The organism is Bacillus sp. T-10(2022) (genome assembly GCF_056502895.1).
In genome coordinates, this window is sequence record NZ_CP113518.1 from 3,708,590 (window position 1) to 3,729,555 (window position 20,966).

The following is a 20,966-nucleotide window of genomic DNA, read 5'->3' on the forward strand; positions in this document are numbered from 1 at the left end:
ATTGATTAATTATATCAAACATTGGTTTTGATTTCAGCTGCCCGATTCCTCTGAATACAAAGGAATTTTAATGGCCATAAGATCTTCACCCATAATCGTGTTTGCAAAGATCGCTTTGCTTTCCTCTTTTAGCCTCTCAGCATCCTCCGGAGTATACCGTGAGCTGATATGCGTAAGGATTAGATGCTTAGCTCCCGCTTTCAAAGCCGTTTCGGCAGCCTGAACGGTGGTCGAATGATAATAGGCTGATGCCATTTCCGCTTCTTCCGCTGAAAATGTAGCTTCATGAACAAGGTAATCCGCCGATTCAGCAAGAATGAGCGCATTGCTGCACATTCTTGTATCACCAAGAATCGTGATGATCCGGCCTTTTTGCGGAGCACTGATATAGTCCTTCCCATTTAAGACACGGCCATCATCGAGACAGACCGTTTGTCCATTTTTCAATGCTTTAAAAAGAGGCCCCGGCTTCACACCTTCAGACCGCAGCCGGTCGACCAGTAAGCTTCCCGGACGATCTTTTTCCACAATCCGGTAACCGATGCTGTAAATGCCATGATCAAGCGACATTGCCGTCACTGTGAATTGTTCGTCCTCAAACACTTCGCCTTCTTCTATTTCGATGATTTCCAAGGGATATTTTAAATGAGTTCCACTCACCTGTAAGCTCGTCATAATAAATGCATCTATGCCTTGTGGACCATATACGGTCAATTTATCCACTCCGCCCTGAAAAGATCTGCTGCTTAAAAATCCAGGTAGTCCGAAGATGTGGTCACCATGTAAATGGGTGATGAAGATCTTTTCAACCTTTCGCGGTTTGACCGCCGTTTTTAATATTTGATGCTGTGTTGCTTCCCCACAATCGAATAACCAAACCGTCCCACGTTCTTCCAATAATTGAAGGGCGATTGATGTCACATTACGCGCTTTAGCCGGAACGCCAGCGCCTGTACCCAATAAAACGAAATCCACTCATACTACCTCCGTTGCAAATACTTTATGACTTAACTATAGCATAACCAAGGTGCTCTTTCATTTATGACCCATTAAAACCGAAACCAAATTAAACTTTTAATGAAATATAGAGAAAAAATGCGCAAATTGATTGCTTTGAGGGAAAGCTAAACGTAAAATTAGAAATTGGTACACATACGGGAATTCCAACTTTATAGACAGATTTAACGGAAAGTTGAGGTTTTAAACATGACAGAAAACAATAAACCCACAGCATTGATCATGATTTTTGGTGCTACCGGAGATTTAGCGAAAAGAAAATTGTTCCCTTCCATATATCGACTATTTCAAAAAGAGAAAATCAATAAGTTCGCCGTTGTTGGAGTGGCAAGGAGACCATTGACGAACGAGGAGTTTCAAACAAGTGTCAAGGACTCGATACTTACGTTCGGACATGCGGAAGAGAAGGTCGACGAATTCATTTCCCATTTCCATTATCACTCCCACGACGTTTCCAGCTCGGAATCATACCTGCAGTTAAAAGACATTGCCGAACAATTAAACGGACAATATCAATTAGAAGGAAACCGGATCTTCTATTTGGCGATGGCGCCTGAGTTTTTCGGAACGATTGCCGAACAGATTAAAGCACAAGGCCTGAGTGACACGGATGGATATAAGCGTCTGGTCATAGAAAAGCCATTTGGACACAGTTTCGAAACAGCACAAAAATTGAATGAGCAGATTCGAACTGCATTCGCTGAAGATGAAATCTACCGTATCGATCATTATTTAGGTAAGGAAATGGTACAAAATATTGAGGTCATCCGTTTTTCCAATGCCCTATTCGAGCCGCTTTGGAATAACAGATATATATCCAACATTCAGGTTACTTCAAGCGAAACACTTGGCGTTGAAGAACGCGGGCGTTATTATGAAACCAGCGGTGCCCTAAGGGATATGGTCCAAAACCATCTGCTGCAAATGGTGGCCTTGCTTGCCATGGAACCCCCGATCGCTTTGACGACAGAAGAGATTCGAAGCGAAAAAGTGCGGGCATTGCGTTCACTTCGACCAATGAAAGTGGACGAAGTCAATCAATACTTCGTCCGTGGCCAGTATGGTGAAGGAACGATAGACGGTCAAACACTTCCGGCCTACCGCAATGAACATAACGTAAATCCGGAATCCAACACAGAGACCTATGTTGCGGGTAAATTGATGATTGATAACTTCCGATGGGCCGGTGTTCCTTTTTATATCCGCACCGGTAAGAGAATGGATGTCAAATCAACGAATATCGTTGTTCAATTCAAAGATATCCCAATGAACCTGTATTATAAAACGGAAGAAACACTGAACCCGAATCTTCTCGTTATCAATATCCAGCCTGACGAAGGTATCACATTGTACCTAAATGTGAAGAAATCCGGGACGACATCCAATACAAAGCCAATGAAGCTGACCGTCTCGAACAAAGGGATCGAACACATCAATTCTCCCGAGGCATATGAAAAGCTATTGTTTGACAGCATGCGCGGGGATGCTACAAACTTTACGCACTGGGACGAGGTTGCCCTCTCATGGAAGTTCGTCGATACCATTTCCAATGCATGGGAAAACAATAAAGACGAGTCTTTCCCTAACTATGAAGCTGGATCCACAGGTCCACTTGCATCCGATGAACTCCTAGAAGAAGATGGACATATTTGGTGGCAAGTCAAGAAAAACGAAAAATAATAATGATTGAAATGAAGAAGGGACGCAGTTTTGAATCTGCATCCCTTTTTTCATTCATGAAACACTCTTCCTCAGCAATTTATCACGGATAATATGATACATTTCCTTGGGCTTAGACATTTCTTCCTTTACTTCCGAATTGAGCCAAAATGAAACACCGAATTCTAAGGCGATGAAAAATAAAAATATGGCTACAGCCCACCAGATGATGAACATAAAGTCACCCGCTCCTTCTCTCTTCTATCTGCCTACTGTATCCTACGGTCCGTCCATCTCTTTCAATGTTTATATTCCTTTTTCCGCAGGTGTTTAAACCTAAAAAGCAAGGATGAATGACATACATCATACTATGTTTCCCCTAAAAAAGGTAAATTAATTGGAACTATTTACAACTAGTTCATCATTACCATTTTTACCCTTCCAACCTCTTTGTAGAAATAGAATGGTAAGTCCTTGCTAAGGTTACACTAGAAAAGGCGCCAGTGACGGCACCACTAACTTCGATGTGGAGGGATTAAACGATGGACATTCGTGAAGGATTAATTCCAACTGCGTTGGGCACAGCCGTGACAGCTGCGGGTTATGCAATGAAGCAGACCCGGGGCTCAAACAAAATGGTAGCTAATACGGTTTTTGGTTTCGGTTTGGCACATGTTGTATTAGGGGTCATTGACCTTGTAGAGCATCGGAGATAGTAAAAAAAAGGGGCGCCAAGCGCCCTCTTTTTTACATGATGAAACAAAAAAGCCGGTTTAAAAGGGATTCCCCTTTTAAACCGGCTTGAACTTTTTATTTTTCCATCCATTCGGTATGGAACGTTCCTTCTTTATCAATGCGTTGGTAAGTATGAGCTCCAAAATAGTCACGCTGAGCTTGAATCAGGTTAGCTGGCAGCGTTTCTGTACGATAGCTGTCGAAATAGGCAAGTGCCGATGACAAGCAAGGAACCGGGATTCCATTCATCACTGCCGTTGATACCACCTCACGCAAAGCTCCTTGATAGCTTTCGACGATTCCTTGGAAGTAAGGATCTAGAAGAAGGTTGTTCAAGTTCGCTTCACGATCGTACGCTTCCTTGATTTTTTGGAGGAATTGTGCACGGATGATACAGCCGCCACGGAAAATCATCGCGATTTCCCCATATTGCAAGTTCCAGTCATTTTCTTCTGATGCTGCTTTCATTTGTGCAAATCCTTGTGCATAAGAACAGATTTTGCTCATATAAAGTGCTTTACGGATACTTTCGATCAAAGCTTTTTTGTCGCCTGTAAATGATTCGGCTTTTGGCCCACGAAGGATTTTACTCGCTTCAACACGCTCGTCCTTGATTGCTGAAATAAACCGCGCGAATACGGATTCCGTAATGATTGGAAGCGGAACACCAAGATCAAGCGCACTTTGACTTGTCCACTTCCCAGTACCTTTTTGGCCAGCTTTATCTAAAATGACATCGACCATAGGCTTGCCGGTTTCTTCATCATATTTTTTGAAAATATCAGCAGTAATTTCAATTAAATAGCTATCAAGTTCCCCTTCATTCCATTCAGAGAAGACTTCATGGAATTCTTCTGCAGATAATCCAAGAAGATTTTTTAGAAGGAAATAAGATTCGGAAATCAATTGCATGTCTCCGTATTCAATACCATTATGTACCATTTTAACATAATGACCTGCCCCATCCGGTCCGATATACGTGCAGCAAGCATCCCCGTCGACCTTAGCTGAAATGTCCTTCAAGATCGGTGCAACCAGTTCATATGCTTCTTTTTGACCTCCAGGCATGATGGATGGACCTGTCAGAGCTCCTTCTTCCCCTCCTGACACGCCTGTACCGATGAAATGGATGCCAAGCTTGCTTAACTCCTCATTGCGGCGCTGAGTGTCCTTGAAGAAGGTATTCCCTCCATCAATAACGATATCACCTTTTTCAAGTAACGGTTTTAATTGCTCGATTGTTGCATCCGTTGCCGCTCCGGCTTTAACCATCAATAAAATTTTGCGGGGGGTTTCCAAAGAATTGACGAATTCTTCAAGCGTATAAGCGGCGGTTACGTTTTTGCCTTCCGCTTCCTTCATCATTTCGTCCGTTTTTGATCCTGAGCGATTATACACGGAAATTGAATATCCCCTGCTTTCAATATTAAAAGCAAGGTTCTTGCCCATTACGGCTAGTCCGATAACGCCAATCTGCTGTTTTGTCATAATTCATCTTTCCCTTCTCTATATCTTTACACAGCTTGTACGCTAATCTTTGTCAAAAGAAGGATCATTCCTCCTGGATGGCTCAAAGAAATCTTTACTGAAGCTAGTGTCTGTTCCAATTGAACGATTTTTCAAGGGTAATCCCTTTTTAATAATATTTTCTCCGTACTTATTTTGCAAGTGTTCCATCGCTTCATACAGAGGTTCTTTTTCTGCATCCTCTTGAAAGGAGAAAATATCCAGTTGCTTGAAGGCCGACTCTTTTTCGATGACATCATAGGCAGTGACACCAAGAAGCCTAATTCCTTCCCCATTCCAATTTTTCATGAATAGATCGATAGCTCCATCCAAAATATCCTTTTTTTCAAAAACTGGATTAGGAACCGTTCTGCTTCTCGTTATAGTGCGGCGGTCTTTGTAACGGATCGTCACACCTATTTTTTGACCAAGCAGGCGTTTATTTCTCAAACGGACGGCTACCTTACCGGAAAGCTTTTCCAATACACCAATCAGTTCTTTTTGATTGGCAGAGTCATGCGGAAGAGTTGTCGAGTTCCCAATGCTCTTATGCTCAAAAATCGCTTCAGGATCCACTACCCTTGGGTCGATTCCATTAGCCCTATCCTTCAAACGGATGCCATTGATCCCAAGTAGCTGTTTAAGTTGACTATCATTGGCGTGTGCAAGGTCCCTGATCGTCTTTATCCCGATAGTTTGAAGCTTTTCCGAGGTCTTATCCCCGATGCCGTGCATTTCGCCAACTTGTAAAGGCCAGAGCTTTTCCGGAATGTCCCGTTTCCTTAACACGGTGATTCCCATTGGCTTCTTCATATCAGAAGCAGTTTTGGCCAAAAATTTATTAGGGGCAATCCCGATGCTGCAAGGGAGATCCATCGTATTAAAAATTCTTTCCTGAATGCTATTGGCTATATCTAAAGGCGAACCCAATTCGGCGCATTCACTAATATCCAGATACCCCTCATCTATCGAAACCGGTTCAACCATCTCTGTATATTGCCTCAATACATCGAAAATAGCCAGTGATGCCTTTCGATAGCGCTCGAAATTCGGTTTCTGAATGACTAATTGAGGACATAGTTTTTTTGCCTGCCAAATCGGCATGGTCGTTTTAACCCCGAACTTCCTCGCCTCATAGCTGCAGGTGACGATTATCCCCCTTCTCTCTTCAACATTGCCCGCAATGGCCAGCGGTTTGCCTTTCAATGAAACATCATATGACATTTCCACTGAGGCATAAAAACTATTCATGTCTACATGGAGAATGACCCTGCCATTTTTGGGATACATGTCCTTCATGTTTGACCGTCACATCCTTGTAAAAATAAAAAACACCGGATAATAGGGGCAATAAAAAACCATTTCTATTAAGGTACCCCTATTTATCTTTGGTAACCTCGGTGAAAGATGCTCCACTCCAAGAAAAACAGCCATCATGTCATTGATGACTGTATTCCTTCAATACTTTGAACGCCTTCCAAATATATACGAGTACTTGCTGATCAATGTCGTAATCAAACGGCAACACCGATTGCTTAATAAGGCACCGTTCAAAAGGTATAACTCAAGGATTTCACGAGTTCAATCGACAAGGCATCTTCCTCATCCTTCGCAAGAAATGCGACCACCTTTATCGATACTCAGAAAACTCCTACATTACCCCGTCATATTACAGGTGGTTATTCCCCTGATACTTCTTTGATGATAGCGACGACCATTTCAGCTAGCTTCGTTAATTCCTCAACTGGAATTCTTTCATTCGTAGTATGGATATCTTCATAGCCCACTGCTAGATTGACAGTAGGGATGCCAAAGCCTGCAATGACATTCGCATCGCTTCCTCCGCCGCTTTTAACCAGCTCGCATGGACGGCCGATTTTCTCTGCTGCCTTTCTTGCGATTTCGACTACATGATCACCAGCACCATATTTAAAACCAGGATACATGACGTTAACTTCAACTTCAGCACGTCCGCCCATTTCAATGGCTGCAGTCTCGAATGCCTCTTTCATTTTCGCTACCTGTATTTCCATTTTTTCAGGAATCAAGGATCTTGCTTCTGCAAGGATTTCCACATGGTCACAAACAATATTGGTTTGCTGTCCCCCCTGGAAACGTCCGATATTGGCTGTCGTTTCCTCGTCGATTCTCCCTAATGGCATTCTAGAGATTGCTTTGGCAGCGATCGTAATGGCTGAAACGCCTTTCTCAGGCGCGACACCAGCGTGAGCCGTCTTGCCTAAAATGGTTGCAGACACTTTCGCCTGAGTAGGTGCTGCAACAACCACGTTGCCCACTTTTCCATCACTATCAAGTGCAAAACCGAATTTAGCCGTTACAAGGGAGCGATCCAATGCCTTTGCACCAACCAAGCCAGATTCTTCACCGACTGTTATGATGAATTCGATTGTTCCATGTTCGATATTCTGTTCTTTCAACACTTTAAGCGTTTCTAACATGACCGCTAATCCAGCTTTGTCATCCGCCCCTAAAATGGTCGTTCCGTCTGACACTATGTATCCATCTTTGATGGAAGGCTTGATTCCGTTCCCTGGAACAACCGTATCCATATGGGAGGTGAAATAAATGGTATCTACGCCTTCTTTCATTCCTTTTAAAGTACATACTAAATTCCCTGCACCATGACCGGTAACTGCTGTTGTATCATCTTCAAAAACTTCTACACCCAGTGCCCCGAATTTTTCTTTCAGCACTTTGGCGATGGCTGCTTCATTTTTTGTTTCGGAATCAATCTGCACCAATTCCATAAATTCATTAACTAAACGTTCTTCATTAATCATAAAATAAAACCTCCAAAAAAGTTTTCCTCTTCAATTATACTTCTAAAAGCCGCGCCCCGGCAAATAATGTGAAAGGAAGAACCCAGCCTGAAAAAGCATGCTGGTCATTTCCCTGCCAGAAGGCCTTGTTAAAAAGGTGAATAATGACTTATTATGGTTTTCTTTAAAATGATATCTTGCCAGTATGGAAAAGAGCCCAAAACAAATAGTTTGGGCTCCTTCCAATGTTGATCACAACGGGATATTTCCGTGTTTTTTCCATGGTCGAGTTTCTTTTTTGTTGCGTAGCATTTCTAAAGATTGAATGATCTTAATCCTGGTTTCACGGGGATCAATAACATCATCCACCATTCCAAGACTTGCGGCAACATAAGGATTGGCGAACTTCTCACGGTATTCTTCAATTTTAGCTGCACGTGTCGCCTCCGGATCTTCGCTATTTTGTATTTCACGGGCAAAAATGATATTTGCCGCTCCAGCAGAACCCATTACCGCGATTTCAGCATTCGGCCATGCAAACGTAAGATCCGCACCGATGGATTTACTATTAAGAGCAACGTAAGCTCCTCCGTAAGCTTTACGCAGAATGATCGTCAATTTTGGTACTGTTGCTTCCGAATAAGCATATAGCAGCTTTGCACCGTGGCGAATGATCCCACCATGTTCTTGTTTAACGCCCGGGAAAAACCCTGAAACGTCTTCAAACGTAATCAGCGGAATGTTAAACGAGTCACAGAAACGAATAAAACGGGCAGCCTTATCTGATGAATCTATATCAAGTCCCCCTGCCAACACCTTTGGCTGGTTACAGACAAGCCCCACTGATTTCCCTTTGATCCGCGCCAAGCCGACCACTATGTTTTTCGCAAAGCCCTCTTGAACTTCCATAAAGGAATCCTCATCGACAACCTGCTCCAATACTTTCCGAACATCATATGGACGGATCCCTTCATAAGGAACTACATCCGTTAAGTCCGGCCGGTAGTCATCTCCATCATCCGCTTCCAAAACTGGCGGCTTCTCTTCATTATTTTGTGGAAGATAGCTCAGGAGACGTCTAACGTCCGCCAAAACTTGCTCCTCAGATGCTCCTTTGAAATGAGCATTACCGCTTATGGTATTATGTACAGTCGCTCCGCCCAATCCTTCGGATGAAATCTTTTCACCTGTAACCGTTTCAATGACTTTAGGACCTGTTATGAACATTTGGCTCGTTTTTTCAACCATGAAGACAAAGTCGGTTATGGCTGGGGAATATACGGCTCCGCCAGCACAAGGTCCCATAATAACCGAAATCTGTGGAATGACCCCTGAATAAATGGAATTCCGGTAAAATATTTGGCCATATCCGTCAAGCGAAACTACGCCTTCTTGAATACGCGCCCCGCCAGAATCGTTCAAACCTATGAAAGGGGCTCCATTTTCCGCTGCCAAATCCATAACATTGGCAATTTTCAGAGCATGCATTTCACCGAGTGCACCGCCAAAAACAGTAAAATCCTGTGAAAACAGATAAATGTCGCGGCCGTTGACCTTTCCGTAACCGGTGACAACCCCTTCTCCCGGCCCTTCTTCCTTTTCCATGCCGAAATTGGTATTACGGTGTTTGATGAAAGGATTAAGCTCGATGAAAGTACCTGGATCAACTAAAAGTTCAATTCTTTCCCTTGCCGTAAGTTTGCCCTTTTCATGCTGCTTATCGATTCTTTCTTCACCGCCGCCCATTTCCACTTTGCGGCGTCTGTCATATAGGTCATTGATCGTATCATAAATGTCTGTCATTTCTGCTCCTCCTTTGATAATGCTTGTTCACATAGCTCATATAATACTCCCGCGGTAGACTTCGGATGAACGAAAGCAACATCAGCATTGTGCGCTCCCTTTCTTGATGAATCATCAATCATGCGCAATCCAGCTTCTTTGATTTCTTTTATTCTATCTTCGATGTCATCGACGCCAAGTGCCACATGATGAATCCCTTCACCGCGTTTTTCGATGAATTTGGCGATTGGGCTTGCAGGTGACAACGCTTCCAACAATTCCAAACGGGTATTGCCTGCCAGGATGAAGGCCACTTTCACTCCTTGGCTCTCCACTGTCTCGATTCCTTCAAGTTTCAATTTCAACGTTTCCGTATAAAGCGGCAAGGCTTCATCTAGTGACTTGACGGCAATACCGATATGATCGATATTTTTAATCATCATCAAAACCCCCATGCTATGTATTATTGGATGACTCCATTAAAATACTACTAATCTTGCATTAAAGCCTTTTAAGATTCGGAATAATATGAACATTATACTTTTACTTGTTTCTACTAAATGTTCAAGTTAAAATAAAATCAATCAAACTGTATTAAGGGAGAGAGCATATGGGAAACAAGAAAATCAGAAAGATCGTCGTGTATTTGATGCTTATCTCAATGTTATTAACAAGCTTATTATCAGGTATCGCATTTCTTTTGTAATAGACACCGTATCGGGGAGGGGAGCAAAAAGCTTCCCTCTCTTTATTTTATCGCTCCGTTTTTCTTTGCCAGCGTTTTGAAATCCTCGTTCGATAGGGTGATCAACACCTTAGTGCCGATGGGGACTTTTTCGTACAAACGCTCCACATCGGATTTAAGCATCCGGACACAGCCATTTGAAATATATTTACCAATCGATGATGGCTGATTCGTACCATGTATGCCGTATATCCTCCCATCGGTATTTCGCGCATCGAATCCAATCCACCGCGACCCCAAAGGGTTCCTGGGATCGCCGCCAGGAATATTCTTTTTCCGGTAATATGGATTGACCGCTTTTACTTTGACCGTGAATATCCCTTCAGGTGTCAGTTCCTGACTCTTTCCCGTACCGACCGGCAGAATTTCCTTGACCTCGTTATCATCTATGAAAGCCAATTTATTGTTGGCTTTATTGATGATGATAAACGGATCGCCAGGTTTGACCGATTGAGGCTGGGCCTGTACCTGTAACGGCCACAAAGATAGCATAAGCAACAAAGAAAGGATCCATTTCATTTGTATCATCCCTTTACTTTTTTGCTTAGTTTAAGCCAAGTGCCTCTTTTTCATTCGGTTGCCGGTCAGCTTGGGTAATCCCTTGAAGGAATGCTTCAACAATAAATAGCGCTCCATTTCCTTCATGAGCTGCAGTAATGCAGCCCTGGATTCGAACTCTTCACGTGTCTGCGGCAGTGCCATTCCCCTAAAATGAATCTCCATTTCCTCAAGCTTCTTCAGATAAAGGATGGCCGTATTTTGTGGGTGGACGTTTTCTGCCAAATCTTCTATAAAATCAGCCACTATCCCGCTTTGCTTGACGACCAAAGGAATATTCGTGACCAGGGGAAGAATTCGTTCAATTATTTCAAATTGCTTTTCACGCATTTTGAAATAATGGTAATACAGGTCTTCTTCCCTTAAAAAATGATTTTCCACGTCCCTGAAGGCAAGGCTCTTGGCTTGATTAAGAAGATTGGCTGTTTCGGTGATTTCCTTACCATCCCATGTGTGATCATTATCCCTCAAATAGCGGACAATTCCCATCAAGATCGCACTGAAGTTCGTTTCGATACTTTCCTGATAGGCCAGCAGTTTGTCATCGACACTGGGCATGTACAGATTCATGACAAGTGCCACTCCAACTCCAACTGCAATTAATATCGTTTCATTGATCAGCAGGGAAAAAGTGATGTCACCCGACCCGTATAGGTGCATGATGATGACGCTGCTCGTCACGATCCCCTCATTAATCTTCAAGGCAACTGTCGTTGGAATGAAAATCAAGAGGATCAAACCTATTATCAGCGGATGAAATGCGATGAACTGAAATAATAGGGATGCATAGGCCATTGCGATCAAACAAGCTAAAAACCGGTGCCAGGAGGCATACACCGACTTCTTTTTTGTAACTTGGATGCATAAGATCGCAATGATTCCCGCGGCAGAGAAATATTCGAGATTAAGCATTTGTGCAATAATAATTGCCAGGGTGGCCCCCAAAGCAGTTTTAATCGTCCTGTATCCGATTTTAAACATTGTTATGTATCACCTGGCTCTTTCTCTATCTATTATAATACTATCAGGAAATCAGATATTTTTACAGTCCTTTGTGCGTTAATTTTCCAATTTTTCTAAATACATGCACACAAAAATACATTATAGGAAAAAAATAAAAAAGGTAACTAAACGTTACCTTTTTTCACAATTATATACTATTTGCTTTAGCTTATAAAACTTTTTCCAAGAAGTCTTTTGCACGCTGGCTTTTCGGATTGGAAAAGAATTCTTCCGGAGCACTTTCCTCAACGAGCAGACCCCCGTCCAGGAATAGTACTCGATCGGCCACTTCTTTGGCGAATCCCATTTCATGCGTTACGATCAGCATGGTCATCCCCGTATGTGCCAGTGACTTCATAACCTCGAGCACTTCTTTTACCATCTCGGGATCAAGCGCTGAAGTCGGCTCATCGAAAAGCATTACTTCCGGGTTCATTGCCAACGCCCGTGCAATCGCGACCCTTTGTTTTTGTCCGCCTGACAGACGATTCGGATAAGTCGATTCTTTATCGGCCAAACCGACTTTAGTCAAGAGCTCACGAGCTTGTTTTACAGCCTCGGCCTTTGATAATTTTTTCACCTTCATAGGTGCATATATCAGATTCTCCAGTACGGTTTTATGTGGAAATAAATGAAAATGTTGAAATACCATTCCGACATTTTCACGCACTTTCATGATATTGGTCTTTTTTTCAGTGATGATTTGATCTTTGAACCTGATTTGACCATCAGTTGGAGTTTCCAGCATATTGATGCAGCGCAAGAAAGTTGATTTTCCCGAACCGGATGGACCGATGATCGCTAACACTTCACCCTGTCCTATCTCGGTGCTGATTCCTTTTAAAACCTCGAGCTTACCATAATTTTTTTTGAGTCCATCAATTTTAATCACTGCGTCTCATTCTCCTTTCAATCACTTTGCCTAAGATGGTGAGAATCATGACCATCACATAATAAATGAGACCGGCAAATAAAATCGGCTCGAAGAATTTATATGTCTCACCGCCGACAATATAAGCACGGCGCATGATATCCCCTAATCCAATAATTGTGACAACGGCTGATTCCTTCGTTAAGGAAATCAATTCGTTTACAAGGGATGGCAGGATATTCTTGATGGCCTGCGGAAGGATAATATTAAGCATCATCCCTGAATAGGGAACCCCAAGTGCAAGTGCAGCCTCTCGTTGGCCTTTATCGACCGCTAAAATGCCTCCCCTGATAATTTCAGAGATATAGGCCGCTGAATTTAGCCCGAATGCTAAAAATGCTGCTTGGAACGCTTCGATTTGAATCCCTAATATTTGTGGTGAACCAAAATAAATCAGCATTAATTGCAGCACCAAAGGGGTACCGCGAAAAATGGATGTATAAAAGTCAGCAATCCAATTCAATGGCTTGATTCTGCTGATTTTAAGTATAGATAATAATATTCCCAAAACAAATCCGATTACTGCCGCTACCGCTACAACCTTTAATGTAGTCGGTATTCCCTCCAGGATATATGGAAGGGAAGGCATAATCCTTTCAAATTCCAGATTCACTCCATTCATCCTCTCTTATGAAGGCCCGTTATCTTAGGGCCTTCCTCCTGCTTCATTTTATTAACAATAAAGCGCGGAAAAACGTTCAGAAGGCATTCTGAACGCTTTTCATCTCTCTGTTTTATTCAGTTTCACTGCCACCGAACCATTTTAATATTAATTTTTCCATTTCACCATTCTCTAACATTTTTTTCAACTCGGCATTGAATTCTTCAGTTAACTTGCTTCCTTTTTGGAAAGCGATTGCCGAACCGGCATCTTGTTCACCGGACTCGATCAAATGCCCCACCAATTCTTTATTATCTTTCAAGTAGCCTTTTGCCACAGTATCTTCCATGATCACGGCGTCAAAACGTCCTGTTGACATTTCTTGAACAACCTCAGGAATACGATTCCTTTTTTCAACTTTCATCCCGATATCTTGGGATTTATTCAAGTCATTTGCCAATGTCTCCTGAATGGATGCAAGCTGTACGCCTACCGTTTTCCCTTTTAAATCTTCAACAGTTTTAATTTTACTGTCCTTTGTCGTGATGATCATGTTTTTAGCTGTATAGTAAATATCACTGAAATCGACTGATTGCTCACGTTTTTCTGTTGGAGTCATTCCAGAGATAACGAAATCGACCGATTTATTTTCCAGAGCAGGCACAAGACTATTAAAGTCAATGTCCTTCACTTGGACCTCATAACCTAATTTTTTTCCGATTGCTTTAGCGATATCAATGTCAAATCCTTGGATTTCATCACTTTTAGATGTTTCAACAAATTCAAATGGCGGGTAATCCGCAGATGTTCCCATTACCAGGACCTTTTTGTCTTCTTTGTCAGCTGTGTTCTTATCTTCTTTCTCTGATGTTCCGCATGCCGCTAAAATACCTACTAATAAAACAGAAGTAAGCAACAATGCTAACTGCTTTTTCAACTTCATTATTATTCCTCCAAAATGATATTTTCAATTCTCTTGTTATTAAATTAGGTTAGTTAAATTTCGAATAACTAATATTCATACACTAATGTGTATTTTAACACACTCTAATAATTATTCAATAACGTAAACAATAGATTCATTTTTCAGAATATTATTATAATTTCACATCTAGGCTTGGCGCTTTCTCACCAAAGGTAATATATCTGCTTCCATATCTATCTTCTTTCCCAAAAGTTCCTGACTTATGCAATTTCATGAATGAAAAGCCGCTGATTGGGCGGGTTAAGACTGTAGACAAATTCGAACAAAAGCCAGTTTTCATATAGTTTTTTTCTAAAAAAGGATTTCTGTTGATTCCAGAAATCCGCTCCCTTTCCGCCGACTGTCTGCCAAGCCTCCTCAGCGCAAGCGCCTGTGGGGTCTCGGCTAGCCAGTTACTCGGCAGGAGTGTCGCAAATTTCTTCCATCCATTAAGGATTACTGTAAAAAAACAATCAAGGATCACCTGTTCTTAATTTGGTTCGGGATGTCCAGCCTACAGTTTTTTTCTTAAAATTACATTCCAGTTGATTTCAGAGATCCTGCTCCCTTTCCGCCGACTGTCTGCCAAAGCCCCATTAAAGCAAGCACCTACAGGGGCTTAAAAGCCAATTATCCGGGAGGAGTGTCGTAATCTCTGCAATCCAATATGGATTAAAGTAATAACCACCTATGATAATCTAGCCTTGTTTTAAGATCATGTTCAGGATGAGACCATTCCGAACCTCTTTTTGTCGACAAACTAAAACCCGCCGATTGGGCGGGTTTTTAGGTTATAGCTATGGTTTACACTTCTTCGCAATATTGATCGAAGTAGTCTTGTAATTTTTCTACTACAGACATCGGGTGGTGTCCTTCAATTTCATGGCGCTCTATCATCGTGATGATTTTTCCATCCTTCAGCAATGCAAATGATGGGGATGACGGCGGATATCCTTCGAAATAATCACGGGCTTTCTCCGTCGCTTCTTTATCTTGCCCAGCAAAAACGGTTACAAGCTGATCTGGGCGTTTATCATTATGGATTGCATGTGCCGCTGCAGGTCTAGCTATTCCCCCGGCGCAGCCACAAACGGAGTTGACCATAACAAGTGTCGTTCCTTTTTGTGCAAATACTTCCTCTACTTCCTCGGGAGTAGTCAATTCTGTATATCCAGCAGTCTTTATCTCATCGCGAGCCTGTTTGACTACGTCGTTCATTAAAAAATTAAAATCCATATTCATGGCATGTGCTCCTTCCAAGTTTTCTCTTCAATTCTATCATAACAATTGCCACTTCGTGATTCAATATATTTACCTGTCAAAACTGCATAAACCATTTCCGAACACGTTTAAAACGAAAGGTAAGCGGGAATCATGTGTGTAACAACAAGACTTACAAAAGGATGGGGCAGGCGTGGGAGACAATCCACGCCTGCCCCATCCCATTTCTTTTTAATTTGACTTAAATGTATCGGTAAAAGATTGAAAGGCCTGCTTAACAGCAGCAGTGACCGTTTTATTCCCTGACATCACTTGATTCTCGAGGATTGGGAGAAGACTTTTGACGGTTTCATTTTTATAAAACATCGTTTTAAGTTGGTGATCCATCAATGAATAAAGCCATTCCTTGGATTGCATTCTTCTCCGTTCTTGAAAAACACCCGATTCCTTGGTCAAATCGGTAAATTCATTCATTACACCCCAAAGCTCAGGAATTCCTTTACCGGTTATGCCTGAACAAGTATATGCCTTTCCTGCCCATCCCTTTGTTGCTGGCTGAAGGAAGTGCAAGATTCTGCTATATTCTGACTTCGTCCTAATTGCCAGCGGAATGTTCTCTCCGTCGGCTTTATTGACCACAATTCCGTCCACAAGTTCCAGAATCCCTTTTTTCATCCCTTGTAACTCATCTCCGGCACCTGTAAGGACAAGGAGCATGAAGAAGTCGACCATACTTCGAACTATAGCTTCACTCTGACCGACACCGACAGTTTCAATCAGTATCACATCAAATCCTGCTGCTTCACAAAGCAACATCGTTTCCCTCGTTTTGCGGTGAACTCCTCCTAGAGTGCCTTCGGATGGAGAGGGTCTTATGAAGGCATGAGGGTTTCTTGCCAGCTCCTCCATCCTTGTCTTATCGCCTAGTATACTTCCGCCATTGATCGAAGAGCTTGGATCGACGGCTAGAACGGCAACCTTATGGCCCCTGTCACATAAGTAGGTTCCAAACGTCTCGATGAAGGTACTTTTCCCGGCACCGGGCACTCCGGAAATCCCGATGCGCATCGAGTTCCCTGTATGAGGAAGGATGCTATGCAATAATTCCTGTGCATGATCCAAATGGTGAGATGCATTGCTTTCAACCAATGTAATCCCTTTAGCTAGCTTGGCCCTGTCCCCTTTTATGATTCCCTCTTTAAGTTCATGGACCGGTATGTTTACATTATGTTTTTTGACGAATTTGCTTTTTGAAGGTTTGTTTTGGCTTGCTGCTAATTCCACACCTGGCTTTAAAGAAGTAGCAAAACCTTCCTGATTGTTATGATCGACCCATTCGGGCTTCTTGTCTTCACTCATTATTGAGCCACTTCCTCATATCCGAGGCGCTTGTATATTTCCTGAAGCACTTTCTTTGCTGCCTGCGGAATGACCGTACCAGGTCCAAAAATGGCTGTAGCGCCATTTTCCATTAGGTAATCATAATCCTGCGCAGGGATGACGCCGCCTACGATCACTATGATGTCATCTCGGCCCAAGTTCTTCAGTTCCGTCATAAGCTGCGGCAACAATGTTTTATGGCCGGCAGCAAGCGAACTCATTCCGACTACATGCACATCATTTTCCACGGCCTGGATGGCGGTTTCTTTCGGCGTTTGGAATAATGGACCGATATCGACATCATAGCCCAAATCCGCAAACCCCGTTCCGACTACTTTAGCTCCGCGATCATGACCGTCCTGGCCCATTTTAGCCATTAACAAACGCGGTCTTCTTCCTTCATTTTCAAGGAACTCTTCCGTCATGCGGACGACTTCCTCAATTTCCGCTTCTTTTGAGTATGCCGAGCTGTATACACCGCTGATAGAACGAATTGTTGCTTTGTGACGTCCAGCAACCTCTTCGATCGCATCGGAGATTTCACCTAATGAAGCCCGTACTCTTGCAGCTTGCACAGCCAGTTCAAGAAGGTTACCTTCGCCAGTTCTGGCAGCCATGGATAGCGCTTGAAGAGCTTCATCCACCTTTTCCTGATCACGTTTCGCTTTTAATTCGCTCAAACGCTTAAGCTGACTTTCGCGAACTGCTGTATTATCAATCTCCAGTATTTCAATCGGATCTTCTTTTTTCAAACGATACTTATTTACGCCTACGATCGTTTCATCTTGAGAATCGATTTTAGCCTGACGCTTTGCAGCGGCTTCCTCGATCCTCATTTTTGGAAGGCCGGTTTCAATAGCCTTCGCCATTCCGCCAAGGCCTTCGATTTCTTCTATGTGAGCCCAAGCCCGTTCGATTAATTCATTTGTGAGTGATTCTACATAGTATGAACCAGCCCATGGATCGATTACTTTTGTGATCCCCGTTTCCTCCTGCAGATATAGCTGTGTGTTACGTGCAATGCGTGCCGAGAAATCCGTTGGCAGGGCAATGGCCTCATCCAATGCGTTCGTATGCAGGGATTGTGTATGTCCAAGTGCAGCGGCATGCGCTTCAATAAGGGTCCTTGCGACATTGTTAAACGGATCCTGCTCGGAGAGGCTCCAGCCGGAGGTTTGGGAATGGGTTCTCAATGCCATCGCTTTATTATTTTTCGGCTTGAATTGTTTCATCAGTTTTGACCAAATGAAACGAGCCGCCCGCATTTTCGACACTTCCATGAAATAGTTCATTCCTACAGCCCAGAAGAATGACAGGCGCGGTGCGAATTTATCGATATCAATACCTGCTTTCATTCCGGTACGTGCATACTCAAGCCCATCCGCCAACGTATAGGCAAGTTCGATATCAGCCGGCGCCCCCGCTTCTTGCAGATGATAACCGGAGATGGAAATGGAATTGAACTTGGGCATATATTTGGATGTATACTCAAATATATCAGCTATGATTTTCATGGACATTTCAGGTGGGTAGATATACGTATTCCGAACCATGTATTCCTTTAAGATGTCATTTTGAATCGTTCCTGAAAGCTTATCCTGTGTTACGCCTTGTTCTTCAGCTGTCACGATATAAAATGCAAGGATGGGTAATACTGCGCCGTTCATCGTCATTGACACGGACATTTGATCAAGCGGAATGCCGTCGAACAGGATTTTCATGTCAAGAATGGAATCAATGGCAACTCCCGCCTTCCCCACATCACCGACAACGCGTGGATGATCGGAGTCATAACCGCGGTGTGTAGCTAAATCAAAGGCAACTGAGAGCCCTTTTTGCCCCATCGCCAGGTTACGTCTGTAAAACGCATTGGATTCCTCAGCAGTCGAAAAACCTGCATACTGACGTACCGTCCAAGGACGATTGACATACATCGAAGGATAGGGCCCTCTTGTAAAAGGAGCGATGCCTGGCACACTTTCCATATGCTCCAAGTCACGATTATCTTCCTCAATATAAAGCGGTTTGATTTTTATTTGTTCATTGGTTTCAAACAAAAGATCCTCAATGTTTTTCCCAACGGCTTTTTCGGCTTCCTTTTTCCATGCTTCCACCGTACCTTTAATCTCAGACTTAGCAGGATTTATAGCAGAAAAATTCGGTTTTTTCATTTCAGTTCACCCCCAGCTTCTGCAATAATTCCGATAAAATGGCTATTGCATTCGTTTTGACATGGATAAAATCTTTGACTCCGGCTTCACTTAGTGTAATCTCAAATTCTTCTTGCTGCTTGCCTGCACTATAAATAGTGATTTCAGGGAATTGCTTTTTAATTTCTTTTATGGTGATTGGCGCTAATTCCGAATAGTCACCGTCACTGCCGCAAACACAATAGATAGGGAGCTTGGTCGCAGCTACATAATCGACTGCTTCCTCGACGGTTTGACACCCCTTGCTTCCGGTTGTTTCAATACCACCTGCTGCAGCAAGGCTTGTAACGAAATCTGCACGAGGTTTATAGGATTTAAGATTTTTCAAATTAATTAAACCAATAGTTGGAGCCGTACCACTTATTTCTTTATACTTTTCACTGCGTAGTCTTAACTGTTCGAATTGAATGGATACCCGATCCAAGTCAAGTGGGGCAATGCCAACCGGCTTCTCAACTTTCATATAAGACACATGGATATCCTGTGTCGTGGTTTTAATCTTATCAGCCGGATTCGGATATACATTAGTTCCGATGATACTTTCTTTTCTGAAAGCCGCATTTTCAACTTTTTCTTGGTAAACTTCAGCTATTTCCTTCTGAAGGGTGCCTTGTTTAATTAGCTCAAGAATCCCTCCAGCTGCATCGATTTCAAGGAATTTCGCCCAAGCCTTTTCAGCCAATTCATCCGTTAGTTGCTCAACATACCATGAACCGCCAGCAGGATCGACCACTGTTGTGATATTTGTTTCTTCTTTTAAAATCAAGTGAGTATTACGGGCAATTCTTTCTGAGAAATCATCGGTTTCACCAGTTGCGTGTGTGAATGGATGAATTTGAAGATATTGAATGCCTCCAATAGCTGCAGCGAAAGCTTGGTTTGTTGTCCGAAGAATATTGACGTGCTGATCATATAGCGTTTCTGTCAACTCGGAAGTAACGGCATGTATCGCCATTCTAAAATGGTCCGATGCTGTATCGAAAGCTTCTGCAAGACCTGCCCAAAGTCTTCTTGCAGCCCGTAGCTTAGCGATGGACATGAAGTAATTTGAATCCACAGCAAAAGAGAATACTATTTTTTCGGAAACCGAAGCAATAGAAAGCCCTTGCTTTTGCCCTTCCAATAGATATTGGACGGCTGCCGCTAATCCGTAAGCTATTTCTTGTACGGCATTGGCTCCTCCATTATGGTAGACTGCCGTATTAATCAAAACTGTTTTTAAATCCCTTCCTACCTTCTGATAATCTTGGATCGTCTTCAGCCAGTCTGCAAAATAGATATCCGTATCTTCTGGCAGCTGACCGCAAATGAGCCATTCTGCAATGGGATCTTCAGCAATAACGCCTGTCAATTGGGTATTTTGTGCTTCGGCAACCGCTTTGAATTGAGGGAATAATCCTTTTTGTTTCCCCTTAAGGTCAATGAAAACCGGGATTTCCTTTAATGGGATATCCTTAAACAATTTTTCAGCCCTTGCTCCCTCGGCAAGCAATCGTGCAGGGTATGCCGCGACATTTTGACCGCGCTTGAATGAAGCCTTCATCTTTTCATTTGCTTCTTCAGCCGTGATACCGCTTACAGGTTGAACGACAAGCCAAGGTTTTTCATGATAGCCCGTTGGGGACGTTCCTCGGGTGAAAGGGAAGAATCCTGGCAATTCAGCTACTTTTTCCGTTGATTCCGCCTTTTCTGTATAGAGCGGATATAAAGTGATGCCCTCATATGTATTCGTTTTTAGCTTTTCTACACTTTTCCCTTTTAAACTTGCTTCTGCAGCTTCTTTCCACTCTTCAAAAGAAGGCTTAGGAAAGGTTATGTTTTTTACATCTTTCAGTTCCATCTGTAATCGCTTTCTTATCTTTTGCCGCCTCATAC

General features: G+C 42.8%; 19 protein-coding genes. 3 read left to right on the forward strand and 16 right to left on the reverse strand.

Features of this window, described 5'->3' with window-relative positions:
* Positions 1-33: 33 nt before the first annotated feature.
* Complete coding sequence (gene rnz, locus OSJ91_RS18090) at positions 34-975, reverse strand: ribonuclease Z (RefSeq protein WP_350299421.1); 942 nt, start codon at positions 973-975, stop codon at positions 34-36.
* Positions 976-1,206: 231 nt separating this feature from the next.
* On the opposite strand from rnz, the gene zwf reads away from it, so the two are divergent.
* Positions 1,207-2,697, forward strand: a complete 1,491-nt coding sequence (gene zwf, locus OSJ91_RS18095) for a glucose-6-phosphate dehydrogenase (RefSeq protein ID WP_350299422.1) — start codon at positions 1,207-1,209, stop codon at positions 2,695-2,697.
* Positions 2,698-2,751: 54 nt separating this feature from the next.
* Here the strand turns inward: zwf and OSJ91_RS18100 are convergent, their stop codons facing one another.
* Positions 2,752-2,913 (reverse strand): hypothetical protein, encoded by a 162-nt coding sequence (locus tag OSJ91_RS18100; RefSeq protein WP_350299423.1) that lies wholly within the window; start codon positions 2,911-2,913, stop codon positions 2,752-2,754.
* A 305-nt stretch (positions 2,914-3,218) separates the two neighbouring features.
* Between OSJ91_RS18100 and OSJ91_RS18105 the strand changes: the two genes are divergently transcribed.
* Positions 3,219-3,392, forward strand: coding sequence for a hypothetical protein (locus tag OSJ91_RS18105; protein WP_034308217.1), 174 nt, complete (start codon positions 3,219-3,221; stop codon positions 3,390-3,392).
* Between the two features lie 94 nt (positions 3,393-3,486).
* Here OSJ91_RS18105 and gndA read toward each other — a convergent pair whose 3' ends face one another.
* The 5 genes from gndA to mce all read right to left on the reverse strand — a co-directional run bounded on the left by gndA (position 3,487) and on the right by mce (position 9,922).
* Positions 3,487-4,899, reverse strand: coding sequence for an NADP-dependent phosphogluconate dehydrogenase (gene gndA / locus OSJ91_RS18110; protein WP_350299424.1), 1,413 nt, complete (start codon positions 4,897-4,899; stop codon positions 3,487-3,489).
* Positions 4,900-4,941: 42 nt separating this feature from the next.
* Entirely contained in the window at positions 4,942-6,216 is a 1,275-nt protein-coding gene (locus OSJ91_RS18115) for a DNA polymerase IV (RefSeq protein ID WP_350299425.1), read from the reverse strand.
* A 380-nt stretch (positions 6,217-6,596) separates the two neighbouring features.
* A complete protein-coding gene (locus OSJ91_RS18120; protein WP_101222503.1) occupies positions 6,597-7,718 on the reverse strand; it encodes a tripeptidase T in 1,122 nt (373 codons plus the stop codon).
* A gap of 231 nt (positions 7,719-7,949) precedes the next feature.
* Positions 7,950-9,500 carry an acyl-CoA carboxylase subunit beta gene (locus OSJ91_RS18125; protein WP_230176990.1) on the reverse strand — a complete coding sequence of 517 codons (1,551 nt, stop codon included), beginning with the start codon at positions 9,498-9,500 and terminating at the stop codon, positions 7,950-7,952.
* Positions 9,497-9,922: a methylmalonyl-CoA epimerase gene (mce, locus tag OSJ91_RS18130; protein WP_034308227.1), complete on the reverse strand. Its 426-nt coding sequence runs from the start codon at positions 9,920-9,922 to the stop codon at positions 9,497-9,499. Before mce ends, OSJ91_RS18125 begins: the two co-directional genes overlap by 4 nt.
* A gap of 167 nt (positions 9,923-10,089) precedes the next feature.
* Between mce and prli42 the strand changes: the two genes are divergently transcribed.
* The gene (gene prli42 / locus OSJ91_RS18135; protein ID WP_155726463.1) at positions 10,090-10,185 is read left to right on the forward strand and encodes a stressosome-associated protein Prli42; all 96 of its coding nucleotides are present in this window, start codon (positions 10,090-10,092) and stop codon (positions 10,183-10,185) included.
* 42 nt (positions 10,186-10,227) lie between these two features.
* Here prli42 and OSJ91_RS18140 read toward each other — a convergent pair whose 3' ends face one another.
* The 9 genes from OSJ91_RS18140 to OSJ91_RS18180 form a co-directional block, all read right to left on the reverse strand.
* Positions 10,228-10,743, reverse strand: a complete 516-nt coding sequence (locus tag OSJ91_RS18140; protein WP_350299426.1) for a L,D-transpeptidase — start codon at positions 10,741-10,743, stop codon at positions 10,228-10,230.
* Positions 10,744-10,773: 30 nt separating this feature from the next.
* Entirely contained in the window at positions 10,774-11,763 is a 990-nt protein-coding gene (locus OSJ91_RS18145) for an aromatic acid exporter family protein (RefSeq protein ID WP_350299427.1), read from the reverse strand.
* A 190-nt stretch (positions 11,764-11,953) separates the two neighbouring features.
* The gene (locus OSJ91_RS18150) at positions 11,954-12,676 is read right to left on the reverse strand and encodes an amino acid ABC transporter ATP-binding protein (RefSeq protein ID WP_350299428.1); all 723 of its coding nucleotides are present in this window, start codon (positions 12,674-12,676) and stop codon (positions 11,954-11,956) included.
* On the reverse strand, positions 12,669-13,328 hold the full coding sequence (locus OSJ91_RS18155) for an amino acid ABC transporter permease (protein WP_034311315.1): 660 nt from the start codon (positions 13,326-13,328) through the stop codon (positions 12,669-12,671). Before OSJ91_RS18155 ends, OSJ91_RS18150 begins: the two co-directional genes overlap by 8 nt.
* Positions 13,329-13,449: 121 nt before the next feature.
* Positions 13,450-14,253: a transporter substrate-binding domain-containing protein gene (locus tag OSJ91_RS18160; RefSeq protein WP_413020380.1), complete on the reverse strand. Its 804-nt coding sequence runs from the start codon at positions 14,251-14,253 to the stop codon at positions 13,450-13,452.
* An 831-nt stretch (positions 14,254-15,084) separates the two neighbouring features.
* The gene (locus OSJ91_RS18165) at positions 15,085-15,522 is read right to left on the reverse strand and encodes a BrxA/BrxB family bacilliredoxin (RefSeq protein ID WP_034308239.1); all 438 of its coding nucleotides are present in this window, start codon (positions 15,520-15,522) and stop codon (positions 15,085-15,087) included.
* A gap of 210 nt (positions 15,523-15,732) precedes the next feature.
* A complete protein-coding gene (meaB, locus tag OSJ91_RS18170) occupies positions 15,733-16,860 on the reverse strand; it encodes a methylmalonyl Co-A mutase-associated GTPase MeaB (RefSeq protein ID WP_485890182.1) in 1,128 nt (375 codons plus the stop codon).
* Positions 16,860-19,052, reverse strand: coding sequence for a methylmalonyl-CoA mutase (gene scpA, locus OSJ91_RS18175; protein WP_485890183.1), 2,193 nt, complete (start codon positions 19,050-19,052; stop codon positions 16,860-16,862). The genes meaB and scpA overlap by 1 nt, the downstream gene beginning before the upstream one ends.
* Before the next feature lies 1 nt (position 19,053).
* Positions 19,054-20,964 (reverse strand): methylmalonyl-CoA mutase family protein, encoded by a 1,911-nt coding sequence (locus tag OSJ91_RS18180; protein ID WP_485890184.1) that lies wholly within the window; start codon positions 20,962-20,964, stop codon positions 19,054-19,056.
* Between the last annotated feature and the right edge of the window lie 2 nt (positions 20,965-20,966).